This window comes from Nonomuraea sp. NPDC005692 (genome assembly GCF_040631115.1).
Classification (GTDB): domain Bacteria; phylum Actinomycetota; class Actinomycetes; order Streptosporangiales; family Streptosporangiaceae; genus Nonomuraea.
The window spans coordinates 134,262-148,972 of the sequence record NZ_JBEXYU010000016.1 but is presented as its reverse complement, the minus strand read 5'-3'; the positions used below and the strand labels follow the sequence as shown (position 1 = coordinate 148,972).

14 protein-coding genes are annotated in these 14,711 nt (G+C 73.7%); 10 read left to right on the top strand and 4 right to left on the bottom strand.

The genetic code is table 11. The features are described 5' to 3' along the window. Positions 1–213 precede the first annotated feature (213 nt). The 8 genes from ABZ459_RS29535 (at position 214) to ABZ459_RS29500 (ending at position 9,471) form a co-directional block, all read left to right on the top strand. Entirely contained in the window at positions 214–1,473 is a 1,260-nt protein-coding gene (locus ABZ459_RS29535) for an ABC transporter substrate-binding protein (protein ID WP_357976953.1), read from the top strand. Next, positions 1,473–3,359, top strand: a complete 1,887-nt coding sequence (locus ABZ459_RS29530) for an ABC transporter permease (protein WP_357976950.1) — start codon at positions 1,473–1,475, stop codon at positions 3,357–3,359. The genes ABZ459_RS29535 and ABZ459_RS29530 overlap by 1 nt, the downstream gene beginning before the upstream one ends. Continuing rightward, on the top strand, positions 3,356–4,045 hold the full coding sequence (locus tag ABZ459_RS29525) for an ATP-binding cassette domain-containing protein (RefSeq protein WP_357976946.1): 690 nt from the start codon (positions 3,356–3,358) through the stop codon (positions 4,043–4,045). Before ABZ459_RS29530 ends, ABZ459_RS29525 begins: the two co-directional genes overlap by 4 nt. Next, positions 4,042–4,728, top strand: a complete 687-nt coding sequence (locus ABZ459_RS29520; protein ID WP_357976943.1) for an ATP-binding cassette domain-containing protein — start codon at positions 4,042–4,044, stop codon at positions 4,726–4,728. The genes ABZ459_RS29525 and ABZ459_RS29520 overlap by 4 nt, the downstream gene beginning before the upstream one ends. After that, the gene (locus tag ABZ459_RS29515; RefSeq protein ID WP_357976940.1) at positions 4,715–6,202 is read left to right on the top strand and encodes a GMC family oxidoreductase N-terminal domain-containing protein; all 1,488 of its coding nucleotides are present in this window, start codon (positions 4,715–4,717) and stop codon (positions 6,200–6,202) included. Before ABZ459_RS29520 ends, ABZ459_RS29515 begins: the two co-directional genes overlap by 14 nt. Beyond that, entirely contained in the window at positions 6,199–7,635 is a 1,437-nt protein-coding gene (locus ABZ459_RS29510) for an aldehyde dehydrogenase family protein (RefSeq protein WP_357976937.1), read from the top strand. The genes ABZ459_RS29515 and ABZ459_RS29510 overlap by 4 nt, the downstream gene beginning before the upstream one ends. Then, positions 7,635–8,495: a 3,4-dihydroxyphenylacetate 2,3-dioxygenase gene (hpaD, locus tag ABZ459_RS29505; protein ID WP_357976934.1), complete on the top strand. Its 861-nt coding sequence runs from the start codon at positions 7,635–7,637 to the stop codon at positions 8,493–8,495. Before ABZ459_RS29510 ends, hpaD begins: the two co-directional genes overlap by 1 nt. Positions 8,496–8,778: 283 nt before the next feature. Continuing rightward, complete coding sequence (locus ABZ459_RS29500) at positions 8,779–9,471, top strand: GntR family transcriptional regulator (RefSeq protein WP_357976931.1); 693 nt, start codon at positions 8,779–8,781, stop codon at positions 9,469–9,471. A gap of 67 nt (positions 9,472–9,538) precedes the next feature. Here ABZ459_RS29500 and ABZ459_RS29495 read toward each other — a convergent pair whose 3' ends face one another. Beyond that, the gene (locus tag ABZ459_RS29495; protein ID WP_357976928.1) at positions 9,539–10,705 is read right to left on the bottom strand and encodes an acyl-CoA dehydrogenase family protein; all 1,167 of its coding nucleotides are present in this window, start codon (positions 10,703–10,705) and stop codon (positions 9,539–9,541) included. Between the two features lie 153 nt (positions 10,706–10,858). Between ABZ459_RS29495 and argG the strand changes: the two genes are divergently transcribed. Next, on the top strand, positions 10,859–12,307 hold the full coding sequence (argG, locus tag ABZ459_RS29490; RefSeq protein WP_357976925.1) for an argininosuccinate synthase: 1,449 nt from the start codon (positions 10,859–10,861) through the stop codon (positions 12,305–12,307). Between the two features lie 88 nt (positions 12,308–12,395). Next, positions 12,396–13,511: a cupin domain-containing protein gene (locus tag ABZ459_RS29485; protein WP_357976922.1), complete on the top strand. Its 1,116-nt coding sequence runs from the start codon at positions 12,396–12,398 to the stop codon at positions 13,509–13,511. A gap of 16 nt (positions 13,512–13,527) precedes the next feature. Here ABZ459_RS29485 and ABZ459_RS29480 read toward each other — a convergent pair whose 3' ends face one another. The 3 genes from ABZ459_RS29480 to ABZ459_RS29470 all read right to left on the bottom strand — a co-directional run bounded on the left by ABZ459_RS29480 (position 13,528) and on the right by ABZ459_RS29470 (position 14,702). Then, the gene (locus ABZ459_RS29480) at positions 13,528–14,001 is read right to left on the bottom strand and encodes a class I SAM-dependent methyltransferase (protein ID WP_357976919.1); all 474 of its coding nucleotides are present in this window, start codon (positions 13,999–14,001) and stop codon (positions 13,528–13,530) included. 7 nt (positions 14,002–14,008) lie between these two features. Further along, positions 14,009–14,425, bottom strand: coding sequence for a hypothetical protein (locus ABZ459_RS29475; protein ID WP_357976917.1), 417 nt, complete (start codon positions 14,423–14,425; stop codon positions 14,009–14,011). 100 nt (positions 14,426–14,525) lie between these two features. Next, positions 14,526–14,702 carry a hypothetical protein gene (locus ABZ459_RS29470; RefSeq protein WP_357976914.1) on the bottom strand — a complete coding sequence of 59 codons (177 nt, stop codon included), beginning with the start codon at positions 14,700–14,702 and terminating at the stop codon, positions 14,526–14,528. Positions 14,703–14,711 lie beyond the last annotated feature (9 nt).

Here is a 14,711-nt window from a genome sequence, read left to right as displayed (position 1 = left end):
ACGTGCGGCCGGACCGCCGTCTCATGGCACTCCTCCTCCGCCCCGCCACGATGATTTCCCAGGTGGAAGGCCCAGCGGTAGGCCCCTCGCAACCCCGTCAAATCGTATAGGACATCGTCGATGATACATGGGGAACCTATGGACAGAAATATCTGATGTCGTACATGATTTGTCCATCGGGGCAGGACGCACGGCGCTTCGAGGAGGATGCGTATGCGATGTCCACGACGCCTGGTGTGGTGGGCCGCGATAGCTCTGGTGGTCTCCGCCTGCGGGACCGGCCAGGACGGCAGCGCCGCCAGGACGGCCTGCGGCACGGGGAAGCCCGCCACCGGGACCCCGATCACCGTGGGCGCGATCGTCACCGCCAGCGGCGGCATCGACTTCAGCTCGGCCACCAAGGCGGCCAAGGCGTACTTCGACTGCGTCAACGCCGGCGGCGGCATCGGCGGCCGTCCGGTCGAGTACCTGGTCGAGGACGACGGCCTCAACCCGCAGAAGGCCTCGGCCCTGGCCACCAAGCTCGCCGGCAACCGGGACCTGGTCGCCCTGGTCGGCGGCTCCAGCTTCGTCGCCTGCGGCGTCTCCGGCCCGATCTGGGAGCAGAACGGGCTGTTCGACGTGCTCGCGGTCGGCGTGCCGAGGGCGTGCTTCGAGTCGCCGCGCATCGCCCCGGTCAACGCCGGCCCCAGGGTCAGCGCCGTGGCCGCCGCCCAGTACGCCGTCGAGGTCAAGGGCGCCAGAAGGGTCGCCCAGATCAGCAACCGGGTGCCCGGCGTCGGCGACTGGACCCAGGACGGCGTGCGCGCCTACCTCAGGACCAAGGGCCTGACCTCGGCCGGCGACGTGCTGCACGACCCCGGCGTCAAGGACGCCACCGCCGTGCTGCTGGAGGCCATGCGGGGCCGCCCGGACGCGATCATCCTCCAGGACCCCGCCCCCGACGACGCCGCCATCCTCAAGGCCGCCCAGGCGCAGGGACTCAAGGACAAGGTCACCTTCGTCTGCCTGACGCCCTGCTACGACACCACCTTCCCCGGCCAGGTCGGCAGCTACTGGGAGGGCTTCGTGTCCAACTCCGAGTTCACCATGCTCGACGCCGGCACCCCGGACAACAAGCTCTGGCGCCGCGTCATGGACGAGTACGCCGACGACAAGGCCCCCCGCGACTCCTTCTCCCAGGGCGGCTTCCTGGCCGCCAAGATCTTCGTCGACACCCTGGCCAGGACCGGCGGGACGATCGACCGCGCCTCGGTGAGCCGGGCCCTGTCGCAGGTCAAGGGCTTCCGCAGCGACCTGCTCTGCGCCCCCTGGTACTTCGGCCGCGCCGCCCGCCACAACGCCAACCACGACACCCGCTACGTCACGATGAAGGGCGGCGGCTGGTCGAAGATCAAGGACTGCACGCCGACCCAGGACCCCGACCTCGCGCCGATCCTGCGGGAGGAGAAGCAGTTGGGGCTGACCGGCTGATGCTGCCGTTCGTCATCAGCGGGCTCGCCCTCGGCGCCGTCTACGCGCTGTCGGGCGTGGGCATCGTCGTGCTCTACCGCGCCACGGGCGTGCTCAACCTGGCCTACGGCGCGATCGGCGCGATCGGCGCGCTGCTGTCCTGGCAGCTCCTGCAGGACGGCTGGCCGGTCGCCCTCGCGCTGGCGGCCGCGCCGCTGCTGTCGGCGCTGCTGTCCGGCCTGTACGGCGGACTGGTCGGCCCGCTCGTCGCCGCCCGCGACCCGCTGGTCAAGGCGGTGTGCACGCTCGGCCTCGCGCTCGTGCTGCTCGGCCTGTGCTACTGGACGTGGAGCGACGACCCGCGCACGCTCACCCTGCCGACCGACACGGCCGGGTTCGACGTGGGCGGCGCGCGGGTCACGCTCACCCAGGCGCTCGCGCTGGCGCTGGCCGTGGCGCTGACCGCCGGGACCGCCGTGCTGCTGCGCCGGACCGGCTTCGGCACCGCCATGCGCGCGCTGGCCGACGACCGCGAGATCAGCGCGCTGCTCGGCGTGCCCATCCGGCGGGTCGAGACCGTCACCTGGGCCGCGGGCGGCGCGGTGGCCGGGCTGACCGGGCTGGTGCTCGGCTCGCTGACCCGGCTGGAGGCGGGCACCCTGACCTTCCTGGTGATCGCCTCGCTGGCGGCGGGCGTGGTCGGCCGCTTCCGGTCGCTGCCGGTCACGCTGGCGGCCGGGCTGGCGATCGGGCTGGCCGAGGCCCTGGGCGGGGCGTGGGAGCAGACCGCGCCGTACCGGTCGGTGGCGCCGTTCGCGGTGGCCGTCGCGGCGATCCTGTGGCTGCAGCGCACAGGGGCGCGGGCCAGGCGCGGCGGCACGGTCGAGGTGCGTCCCGCCGAGCCCGCGCCGTCGGCGCGGACCCGGCCGCTGCCGCCCGGCGACGCGCGCTCGGTGCTGCGCGTGGTGCTCGGGCTGGCCGCCGGGGCGGCGGCGCTGGCGGTGCTCGTGCCCCTGGCCGTGGACGGCTACTGGGTGCGGGTGCTCACCTCCGCGGTCATCTTCGTCATCCCCGCCGCGGGCATCGCCCTGCTGTACGCCCGGCTCGGGCTGGTCTCGCTCGGCCAGGTGGCGCTGCTCGGCGTCGGCGGCTGGGTGGCGCTGCGGCTGGCGTTCGCCACCGGGTGGCCGTTCCCGCTGGTCGTGCTGGCGGCCGGGGCGGTCACCTGCCTGGTCGGCATCGTGTACGGGCTGCCCGCGCTGCGCCTGTCCGGCGTGGACCTGGCCCTGGTGACGCTCATGGCCGGCGGGGCGTTCCAGGTGGCGTTCTCGGCGACCGGGTTCCCCGACGGCGGGCCCGGGTTCCTCGGCCGGGTGGCGGGCAGCGGGACGCAGCAGGCCATGCCACGCCCCTCGATGGCGTCCTCCGACGCCGGGTTCTTCCGGTTCGCCGTCCTGTGCGCGGTGCTCGCGCTCGTCCTCGTCGTGCTGCACCAGCGCGGGCGGCCGGGCCGGGCGTGGGCGGCGATCAGGAGCGGCGAGGCCGGCGCGCTGGCTGTCGGCGTGGCCCTGACCAGGTACAAGGTGTGGGCGTTCGCGCTGGCGGCGTTCGTCACCGGGACCGCCGGGGCGCTGCTGGCCGCCAACACCGGGCGGCTGGACCCGATCTCGTTCCGGGCCTCGGACTCGGTGCTGCTGTTCGCCGTCGTCCTGGTCGGCGGCGCGTACGGGCTGACCGGTGTGGTGCTGTCCGGCGTGGTCGGCCAGGTCGTGCCGGCCGCGCTCGACGCCGCCGGGCTCGACGGCAACCTCATGCTCGTCGTCTTCGGCGCGGGCACCGTGCACGCCCTGGTCACCGCGCCGCGCGGCATCGGCGGGCAGCTAGAGGACCTGCGGCGGCCCGCATGAGGCTGGAGATCGAGGACCTGCGGGTGCGCTTCGGCGGCGTGCGCCCATTGGACGGCGTCACCCTGACCTTCGACTCCGGCCTGTGCGGGCTCATCGGGCCCAACGGCGCGGGCAAGACCACCCTGTTCAACGTGCTGTCCGGCTTCGTGCGGCCGGTCTCCGGGCGGGTCACGGCCGGCGGCGCCGACCTGCTGGCGCTCGCGCCGCACCGGCGGGCCAGGTGGGGGCTGCGCCGCACGTTCCAGCAGGAGCAGGTGGTCGCCGAGCTGAGCGCGGCCGGCAACCTGCGCCTGGCCGCCGACCACCTGGGCGGCCCGGACGAGGGCCTGCTCGCCTTCTGCGGCCTGAGCGACCCCGGACGCCCGGCGGGCGAGCTGACGCTGCCGGAACGGCGGCGGCTCGAACTGGCCCGCGCCCTGGTCGGCACGCCCAGGATCGTGCTGCTCGACGAGCCGGCCGCCGGGCTGTCGGAGGCGGAGTCGCGGTCGCTGGCCGAGGTGGTGACGGCCGTGCCGGACAAGTTCGGGGCGCTCGTGGTGCTCATCGAGCACGACGTGGCCCTGGTCGGCGAGGTCTGCGCGACCACGGCCGTGCTGGACTTCGGCCGCCTGGTCGCCGCCGGACCGACCGCGGCGGTGCTGGCCGACGAGCGGGTGCGCGCCGCCTACCTGGGGGAGGCGCCGTGAGCCTGGAGGTGCGCGACCTGCGCGTGCGCAGGGGCGGGCGCGAGGTGCTGCACGACGTGACGCTCGACGTGCCGCCCGGCGAGATCACCGCGCTCCTCGGCGCGAACGGCGCGGGCAAGAGCACGCTCGTGCTCGCCGTGGCCGGGCTGCTGCCGGTCGAGGCGGGCGCGGTCACCGCCGACGGCGACGCGCTGACCGGGCTGCGCCCCGAACGCGTCCGGGCGCTGGGCGTGGCCGCCGTCCCCGAGGGCCACCGGGTGCTGCGCTCGCTGAGCGTGGCCGACAACCTGCGGGTGGCCGGGCCCGACCCCGGACCGGCCCTGGCCGCCTTCCCGGAGCTGGCCGCGCTGCGCGACCGGCGGGCCGGCACGCTGTCCGGCGGCCAGCAGCAGATGCTCGCCCTGGCCCAGGCCGTCACCGGCGGGCCGCGCTACCTGCTGGTGGACGAGCTGTCCTTCGGCCTGGCCCCCGCCGTGGTGTCCAGGCTCGTCCCCGCCCTGGCCGCGCTGGCCGAGGCCGGCGCCGGGGTGCTGCTCATCGAGCAGTACACCCGGCTCGCCCTGGAGCTGGCCACCCGCGTGCACGTGCTGGACCGGGGCCGGGTCGTCCTGCGCGGCACGCCGGACGAGCTGCGCGGCCGGCTGCGTTCGGCCTATCTGGGAGCGGGCGATGGAGACCTTTGACGTCGTCGTGGTCGGCGCGGGCTCGGCGGGCGCCGCGGTGGCCCGCCGGCTGGCCGACGACGAGGCGCTGCGCGTGCTGCTGCTGGAGGCGGGCGGCCCCGACGTCAACCCCGACATCCACGACCCCGGCGGGGTGTTCCGGCTGTGGGGCGGCCCCGAGGACTACGACTACCGGGTGGCGCCGCAGCGACGGCTGGGCGGGCGGCGTCCGCACTGGCCGCGCGGGAAGGTGCTGGGCGGCTCGTCCTCGCTCAACGGCATGATCTTCGTCAGGGGCGCGCCGGCCGACTACGACGCCTGGGGGCCCGGCTGGTCGTACCCCGAGGTGTTGCCGTACTTCAAGCGGCTGGAGGACTTCGACCGCGGGCCCGGCGACTACCACGGCGTCGGCGGGCCCGTACGGGTGATCGCGGACTACGCGCCGCACCAGGTCAACGCGGCGATCGTGGCCGCCGCCGTGGAGCAGGGCATGCCGTTCAACGCCGACTGCAACGGCGAGCGTCCCGACGGCGCCGGGTTCTGCCAGCTCACGATCCGGCACGGCCGCAGGCACAGCACGGCCGACGCCTACCTGCGCCCGCGCTGCGACCGCCCCGTCCTGGAGATCCGCACCGGGGCCCGCGCCCGCCGGCTGCTCCTGCGCGGGCGGCGGTGCGTGGGCGTGGAGTACCGCCAGGACGGCCGCCTGCACCAGGTCGGGGCCGCCCGCCAGGTCGTGCTCAGCGCCGGGACCGTTGAGTCGCCGCGCCTGCTCCTGCTGAGCGGCCTCGGCGACGCGGCCGAGCTGCGCCGGCACGGCATCAAGGCGGTGGAGGACCTGCCCGGCGTCGGGCGCAACCTGCACGACCACGCGCTCGTCCCGGTGATCGTGGCCGCCCGCCGGCCCGTGCCGCCCGCGATGCCCGGCCTGCAGCCGATGCACAGCCAGCTCTTCTGGCGCAGCCGCCCCGGCCTGCCCGGCCCCGACGTGCAGCCGCTGTTCTTCCACGTCCCCCTGTACGACGAGGGCATGACCGGCCCGCCGGACGCCTTCACGCTCATGGCCGGGATCGTCCGGCCGGAGAGCAGGGGCCACCTGGCGCTGACCTCGGCCGACCCCGACGCCCCGCTGCACATCGACCCCGCCTACCTGGAGGCGGCCGCCGACCGCGCGTGCATGCGCGCGGCCGTCGAGCTGTGCCGGGAGCTGGCCCACGCCGCCGCCCTGCGGGAATGGGCGGGCGCGGAGCTCTACCCCGGTGACCGTGAACTGTCCGAGCACATAGAGAGGACCTTGGTGACCTACCACCATCAGGTCGGGACCTGCGCCATGGGAACCGTCGTGGACCAGCGGCTCAGAGTCCACGGCATCGACGGGCTGCGCGTCGCCGACGCCTCGGTGATGCCCGCCGTCACGTCAGGGAACACGAACGCGCCCGCCATCATGATCGGCGAGCGGTGCGCGGACATGGTGCGAGAGGAGATCGGCTCATGACCGGCCTGTACATCGGCGGCGCCTGGGGCCCGGCCGCGGACGGCGCGACGTTCGCCACGCTGGACCCGGCCGAGGCCACCGTGATCACCGAGTGCGCCGAGGCGGGCCCCGCCGACGTGGACCGCGCGGTGGCGGCGGCCCGGGCCGCGCTGGACGACCCGGCCTGGGCCGAGATGCCCGCCGCCGCCCGCGCGAGGCTGCTGTGGAAAGTGGCCGACCTGGTGGAGGAGCACGCCGACGAGCTGGCCGAGCTGGAGACCAGGGACAACGGCCAGCCGCTGGCGGTGGCGCGGAACGTGACCGTGCCCGGCACCGCCGAACATTTCCGATATTTCGCAGGATGGTGTACGAAAATTGAGGGCTCGGTGTTGCCCGTCTCGTACCCCGACACCCTGCACTACACCCGGCGCGAGCCGGTCGGCGTGTGCGCGCTCATCACCCCGTGGAACTTCCCGCTGATGATCGCCGCCTGGAAGCTCGCCCCCGCCCTGGCCTGCGGCAACACGGTGATCGTCAAGCCCGCCGAGCAGACCCCGCTGACCACGGTCCGGCTGGTGGAGCTGATGGCGCTGGCCGGTTTCCCGCCCGGCGTGGTGAACCTGCTGACCGGCGGCCCGGAGACCGGCGCGGCGCTGGCCGGGCACGCGGGCGTGGACAAGATCTCCTTCACCGGCTCGACGTCGGTCGGCCGCTCGCTCGTGCACGCCGGCGCGGACAACCTCAAGCGTCTGACGCTGGAGCTCGGCGGCAAGACGCCGAGCATCATCGCGGCCGACGCCGACATCGACGCCGCGGTGGCGGGCAACGTCCAGGGCGCGCTGTTCAACAGCGGCCAGGTCTGCGCCGCGTACTCGCGCTTCTACGTCGACCGCAAGCGCGTCGACGAGTTCGCCTCGAAGATGGCCGCCGCGGCCGACGCGCTCAAGGTCGGACCCGGCCTCGACCCGGCCACCGACCTCGGCCCGCTGATCAGCGAGGACCACCTGATGGCCGTGGACGCCCACGTCCGCAGCGCGCTGTACGATGGCGCGCAACTCGTCACCGGCGGCAGGCGCGCCGACGGCCCCGGCTTCTTCTACCGCCCGACCGTGTTCGCCGAGGTGACCGACACCATGGCCGTGGCCCGCGAGGAGGTGTTCGGGCCCGTCATCCCGGTGCTGGCCTACGACGACCCCGACGAGATCATCGGCCGCGCCAACGGACTGGAGTACGGCCTGGCCGCCTCCATCTGGACCAACGACCTGTCGACCGCCCACCGCCTGGCCGCCCGGATCCGGGCGGGAGCCGTGTTCATCAACATGATCCATGTGCCCGACGCCGCCACCACGTGGGGCGGCTACAAGGCCAGCGGGTGGGGGAGGGAGATGGGCCCGTACGCCATCGACGCCTACACCGAGGTCAAGGGCGTCTGGACGCACCTGGGGAGGGTGTGATGGGAGAGCTCGTCCTGGCAGCCAAGATCACGCATGTGCCGTCGATCTGGCTGTCGATCCAGCCGGGCCGGCACTTCGGCATCCGCCGGCCCGCCGAGCTGGCTCTCACCGAGGTCGGCAGGCGGGCGCGGGAGCTGGGGGTGGACACGTACCTGATCGCCGACACCCACTGGATGAACAGCATCGGCTTCCACCTCAACGGCAAGGAGCGCCACCGCGACTCCTACGCCAGCCACGAGCTGCCGCACTTCATCCACGACCTGGACTACGACTACCCGGGCGACCCCGAGCTGGCCGAGCTGATCCGCGCCGAGATCGCCGCCGGCGGGCAGAAGGCGCTCGTGCACACCTACCGCGACCTGGGCCTGGAGTACGCGACGCTGGTGCCGATGCACTTCATGAACGAGGACTCCGCCGTGCGGGTGTTGCCGATCGGCTGCAACATCTACTCCTCGATCGACGAGAACCGGCGCATCGGCGAGGCGCTGCTGCGCGGCATCCAGCAGAGCGACCGCCGGGTCGCCTTCCTGGCCAGCGGCTCGCTCTCGCACGCCTTCCCCTCGAACGAGACCGCCGAGTCGCTGCTCAACGAGGTCAGCAGCCCGCTCAACCGGAAGATCGACATGGCCGTGCTGGACATGTGGGCCGAAGGGCGCATCGGCGAGTTCCTGGACATGTTGCCCGACTACAACGTGCGCTGCGCGGGGGAGGGCGCGATGGCGGACACGGCGATGTTGTTCGGGCTGCTGGGGTGGCGGTCGTACAAGGGGCGGGGTGAGCAGTTGTGCCCGTACTTCGGCTCGACGGGAACTGGGCAGGTGGTCGTGGACTTCCCCGTGCCCGCGTACGATAAGATCTGAAATCATATGTGAAATAGGACAGACGGAGGTTCTGGATGGCGGGGCTGTTCTCCCGGTGGCCCGGCCCTCGCCCCTCCGGCCCCCTGCGCGGACCGGCCGCCCGCGCGGGGGACCAGGCGCCGTCCGTGCTCGTGGTCGGGCAAGATGAGGGGATGACAGCGGGCGTCCAGCGTATCGTCGAGGTGACCTCGGGGGCGGAGCCGGTGAGGGCTCCGGGCGGTCGCGTCGAAGCGCCGGCGGGCGCGGGCTTCCGCGACGCCATCATGAAGGTCCTGCAGAGGTGATGGTGAGCAGCACGAGAAAACCGGCCCAGGCCAAGCGGCCCAAGGGCTCCAAGGCCGAGATCAGCTACGACCTGCTGCGGGCCCGCATCCTCGACGGCACGTACGGCCCCGGCTACCGGCTGGTCATGGACCAGCTCGCCCGGGAGACCGGCGTCAGCACGATCCCGCTGCGCGAGGCCGTGCGCAGGCTGCAGTCCGACGGGCTGGTCGAGGTCGTGCGCAACATCGGCGCCCGGGTAGCCGTCTTCGACTCGGTGCAGGTCGAGCACACCCTCAACGTGCTGGCCCGGCTGGAGGGCTACGCCACGGCCATCTGCGCGCCGCACATGGACGCGGCCAAGATCCAGGAGTCGCGCGAGATCAACGAGCGGATGAAGGAGGCGCTGGAGGAGTTCGACCCCACCTCCTTCACCGCGCTCAACCGCGAGTTCCACTTCTCGCTCTACCGCCACTGCCCCGACGAGCACCTCAACGCCCTGCTGGAGTCGGAGTGGGCGCGGCTCGACCACATGCGCCGCTCCAGCTTCACGTACGTGCCGGGGCGGGCGCGCAAGTCGGTGGAGGAGCACGACCACCTGCTGAGCCTGATCGAGGGCGACGCCGAGGCCGAGGTGATCGAGCGGGCGGCCCGCAACCACAAGATCGCCACCGCGGACGCCCTGCACACCGCCCAGGTCTCCCGGCAGCACTGACCTCCGGGAGGCGGCCCCGACGTCCCGCGGCGGGGCTCGGGGCTTCGGGGCAGGGCGGGGCTTCGGGTCAGGGCTCCAGGCTGAAGAGCGTCCATTCCTCGCCCCGGGCCAGCCCCGCCAGCTCGCGTCCGCACTCCCGCAGCGCCTGCGGGCCCGAGGTGATGTGCTGGGCGCCGGCGTGCGCGTCCCGGAACAGGCGCTGGAGCAGGCCGTCGCGCAGCGCCGTCGTGCCGCCCGAGGCGTAGGCGAACCCGGCCACCTCGGTGAGCGTCGAGGTGGCGTGGTTGAGCGCGAGCCGCACCATCGTCTCCTGGCGGGTGGACAGCGGGCCGCCCGCGTCCAGGGTGCGTTCGGCGTCGTCCCACGTCTCGCGGACCAGGGCGCGCGCCGCCCGCAGGGCCGCCTCGGCGCGGGCGAAGCCGGTGTGGAAGGCGTCGCTGACGGCGAGCTGCCCCGGACGTCCGGCGCGGGCCGCGACGTGCCGGCCCAGCTCGTCCAGCAGGCGGCGGCCGAGGCCGAGCGCCCAGCCGGAGTGGGCGATCAGCGCCTGGTCCAGCAGGCCGAGCCGGTAGATCGCGCCGCCGCGCAGCGGCTCCCGCTGGGCGAACAGGTGCGTGCGCGACTCCGGCACGAAGGCGCCGTCGATGGCGTAGTCGAGGCTGCCGGTCGCACGCAGGCCCAGGACGTCCCAGTTGCCGAGCAGCTTGGCGTCCTCGACCGGGGTGATGAAGATGCGCTCCTCGCCGGTGCCCTCCACGACGCCCAGGCTGTGCACGTACTGGGCGTGCGGCATGGCCGAGGCGAAGCTCCATCGGCCGGTCAGCCGGAAGCCGCCGTCCTCGCGCACGGCGGTGCCCGGCCGGGTGCCCTGGCCCGCGAACAGCGGCGTGCGGGGGCCGCCGAAGATCTGCTCGACGGCGTCGTCGCCCAGGTAGGCGCCCGCCGTGCCGTTCTCCAGGGTGGTGGCCATGATCACCCAGCCGGTCGAGGCGTCGGCGTAGGTCAGCTCCTCGAACAGGGCGAGCAGCTCCGACGGTGACAGCTCCGAGCCGCCCAGCGGGGCGGGCAGCCAGATGCCGAACAGCCCGGCCTCGTGCAGGGCGGCCACGACGGGCTCGGTCAGCCTGCCCAGCGCCTCGGCCTCGGCCGCCTCGCTCTCGATCAGCGGGCGCAGGTCGCGGGCGCGGTCCAGGTGGGTGGGGCCGGCTGAGTGCAGTCGCGGCTTGTCGCTCATGTCCCGGTGCTCCTGTTCGTGATCGTCGGCGGTCCTCACTCCGTCAGATCACGTCCTCGCCCGGTTGTCCACCCTCCGCCGGGAATCCCGGCCCGCACCCGGATGAGGGGGTGGCTTTGCATGTTCATGCGTTGCAATGCATAATCTTCTTCTATGTCCAAGGTTCTCACCTCCCTGCCCACCGGCGAGCGGGTCGGCATCGCCTTCTCCGGCGGTCTCGACACCTCGGTGGCCGTCGCGTGGATGCGCGACAAGGGCGCCGTCCCGTGCACCTACACCGCTGACATCGGCCAGTACGACGAGCCCGACATCGCCTCGGTGCCCAGCCGCGCGCTGGCCTACGGGGCCGAGCTCGCGCGCCTGGTCGACTGCCGCGCCGCGCTGGTCGAGGAGGGCCTGGCTGCGCTCACCTGCGGCGCGTTCCACATCCGCTCGGGCGGCCGGGCCTACTTCAACACCACGCCGCTCGGCCGCGCCGTCACCGGGACCCTGCTGGTGCGGGCCATGCTCGAGGACGAGGTGCAGATCTGGGGCGACGGCTCCACGTTCAAGGGCAACGACATCGAGCGGTTCTACCGCTACGGCCTGCTGGCCAACCCCCACCTGCGCATCTACAAGCCCTGGCTCGACGCCGACTTCGTCTCCGAGCTCGGCGGGCGCAAGGAGATGTCGGAGTGGCTGCTCGCCCACGGGCTGCCCTACCGCGACAGCACCGAGAAGGCGTACTCGACCGACGCCAACATCTGGGGCGCCACCCACGAGGCCAAGACCCTCGAACACCTCGACACCGGCATCGAGACCGTCGAGCCGATCATGGGTGTGCGCTTCTGGGACCCCGAGGTCGAGATCATCACCGAGGACGTCGCCATCGGCTTCGACCAGGGCCGCCCGGTCACGATCAACGGCAAGGAGTTCGGCTCCCCGGTCGACCTGGTCATGGAGGCCAACGCGATCGGCGGCCGGCACGGCCTGGGCATGTCCGACCAGATCGAGAACCGCATCATCGAGGCCAAGAGCCGCGGCATCTACGAGGCCCCCGGCATGGCGCTGCTGCACGCCGCCTACGAGCGCCTGGTCAACGCCATCCACAACGAGGACACCCTGGCCACGTACCACAACGAGGGCCGGCGGCTCGGCCGGCTCATGTACGAGGGCCGCTGGCTCGACCCGCAGGCGCTGATGCTGCGCGAGTCGCTGCAGCGCTGGGTCGGCACGGCGATCACCGGCGAGGTCACCCTGAGGCTGCGCCGCGGCGAGGACTACTCGATCCTCGACACCACCGGCCCGGCCTTCAGCTACCACCCCGACAAGCTGTCGATGGAGCGCACGGAGGACTCCGCGTTCGGTCCGGTCGACCGCATCGGCCAGCTCACCATGCGCAACCTGGACATCGCCGACTCGCGCGCCAAGCTGGAGCAGTACGCCACGCTCGGCATGGTCGGCACCACCCACCCGGCGCTCATCGGCGCCGCCCAGGCGGCCTCGACCGGCCTCATCGGCGCGATGCCGCAGGGCGGCGCGGAGGCCATCGCCTCGCGCGGCGAGGTCTCCGAGGACGACGAGCTGCTCGACCGCGCCGCGATGGAGCTCGGCACCGACTGACCGCGCCCCTGGGCCTCCCGGGCCGCCCCCGGGCCGCCTCTGTGCGGCCCGGGGCGTGGCGCGCGGACGCCACGGGTACGGACCGGAGATGATGATCGACGAGCGGGACGGCGCGGACGTCACGCCCGCCACCGACTGGCTGCTCGGCCCGGTCTCCCGCGAGCAGTTCCTGCGGGACCACCAGGGGCGGCGGCATCTCCTGCTGCGCAGGCGGTCGCCCGGCCACTACCGCGAGCTGTTCTCGCTGGCCCGCTTCGACGAGCTGCTGTCCGGCTCCGGCCGGCACGCCGGGGCCGTGCGCGTGGTCCGCGACGGCCACGCCGACGGCGGCGCGGCCGGGCTGGAGGACCTCTACGCCCGCTACCGCGACGGCTCGACCCTGATCATGCCCTCGGTGCACGAACGGTGGCCGCCGCTGCGGGAGCTGTGCCGGCGTCTGGCGGGCGAGTTCAGCGCGGAGTGCCGGGTCAACGCCTACCTCACACCGCCGCGGGCGCGCGGCTTCGGCGTCCACCACGACTCCCACGACGTGTTCGTGCTGCAGGTGGCCGGGGCCAAACGCTGGCGGATCCACGAGGGCGCCTGCCACGAGTTCGACCTGTGCGAAGGTGACCTGCTCTACCTGCCGCGCGGCCTGCCGCACGAGGCCGCCTCGGCGCAGGGCGCGTCCCTGCACCTGAGCGTCGGCGTCCATCCCCTGACCTGGGCCGACGTGCTGCTGGCCGGGTGCGAGGCGGCCGTCTCCGCCGACCCCGCCTGCCAGGAGCCGCTGCCCTTCGGCTTCGCCCGGACGACCGGCGGCCGGGCCGCCGCACGGGAGCGCATCCGGGAGCTGACCGCCCGCCTGGGAACCGCCCTCACCCCCGAGAGGCTGGCCGACGACGCGGTGGACATGGCGTTGCTCGCCGAGGGCGACCGGCTGGGCGGCCACCTGCTCGACCTCGCGGGCCTGGCCCGCCTCGACGCCGGCACCGCCGTCCGGCGCCGCCCCGGCCTGCGCTGGGAGAGCAGACGGGACGCCGGCACGCTGGTCCTCGCCTTCCACGGCAAACGGCTCAGCCTCCCGGCCCGGCACGAGGCGGCCTTCCAGCGCACGGCGGACGGCGAGCCCTTCACGGCGGCCGGTCTGCCGGGGGAGGACGGCCTTGCCCTGGTACGCCGCCTGGTCGAGGAGGGTTTCCTGACCCTCGCGACGTCAGGCTGACCCGGCGGGCCTGACGTCAGGCTGACCCGGCTGGCCTGCGGAAGACGCAGCGCACCACGTGCCAGTGTTTGGGCTGGTCCCTGGCGTCGGTGCCGTCGTAGCGGTCCTCGCGCAGGACGACCGGCTCCAGCCCGGGGAACAGCGCGCCGGCCTCGGGGGCACGCAGGAACGTGCGCCCCGGCCGCCCCGCCCAGGCGTCCTCCGGACCGAAGAACGTGCAGCACAGCACGCCGCCCGCGACCGGCACGTCACGGACGTCGGCGTGCACGACCCGCAGCCGCGGGTGCCGCCATGCCGCCGCCAGCGCGAGGGTGCAGGGGTCGGTGTCCACGGCCTCGACCGAGAAGCCCAGCTCCAGCAGGAAACGGGTGTCGTTGAGCGGGCCCGCGCCGATGTCCAGCGCACGCCCGCGCATGCCGCCGAGCACGCCCAGCGCCTCGACGACGAGCGCGTTGGGCCCCCGCCCCGCCCGCAGGGAGGCGTAGGTCACGCCGCCGCTAGCCGCTCAGCTTGAGGATCCGCTGCTCGACCAGCACCTCGGCCAGGGCGACCCGCTCCTCCCCGGTCAGGCCGCCGGGCAGCTCCCGCACGTAGATGGCGCCGGTGCGGGCCACGAACTCCAGCGCGGGCGAGGCGATCATGTTGGCGCCCACCAGCGGTTCGCCCGACGGGGAGAGCAGCTCGACCTGGTTCCCGTCGCGGCGGGTGGTGAGCAGCCCGGCGCGCTCGCTCACCACGCGGCGGGTCAGCGTGACGGTGCGGTGGTCGTACCAGACGTCGGGGAGCGGGCAGCCGAAGAGCTCCTCGTAGCGGTCGCGGAACTCGGCGAACAGCTCCCCGGCCTCCTCCTCCGTCGCGGCGACGCGCTCCTTGACGAGAGGATGCGCCTCGGGCCCTTGTGCGGCTTCGCTCATGGCGGTACTCCTCGTTCCCGGCGAGCGTGACATCCCGGACCCGGGAGCGGCGGCGCGGCGCGCCGCCGCTTTGTCGAACCCGGGGCCGCGCCGGGCGGGATCAGCCGAGGTCGGCCTGTGTCGCGCCCTGGGCGTTCGCCTCGGCGAAGACGCCCACCTGCTCGGACGCCGGTGACGGCGGCTGCTCCATGAGCGCCTGGATCGCGGACCTGCGCTTCTCCAGGCCCGCTTCGTCGATGCTGATCCGCCGCCGGTTCCGGCTCTTGTCTTCGGTCATGCTCGGCAA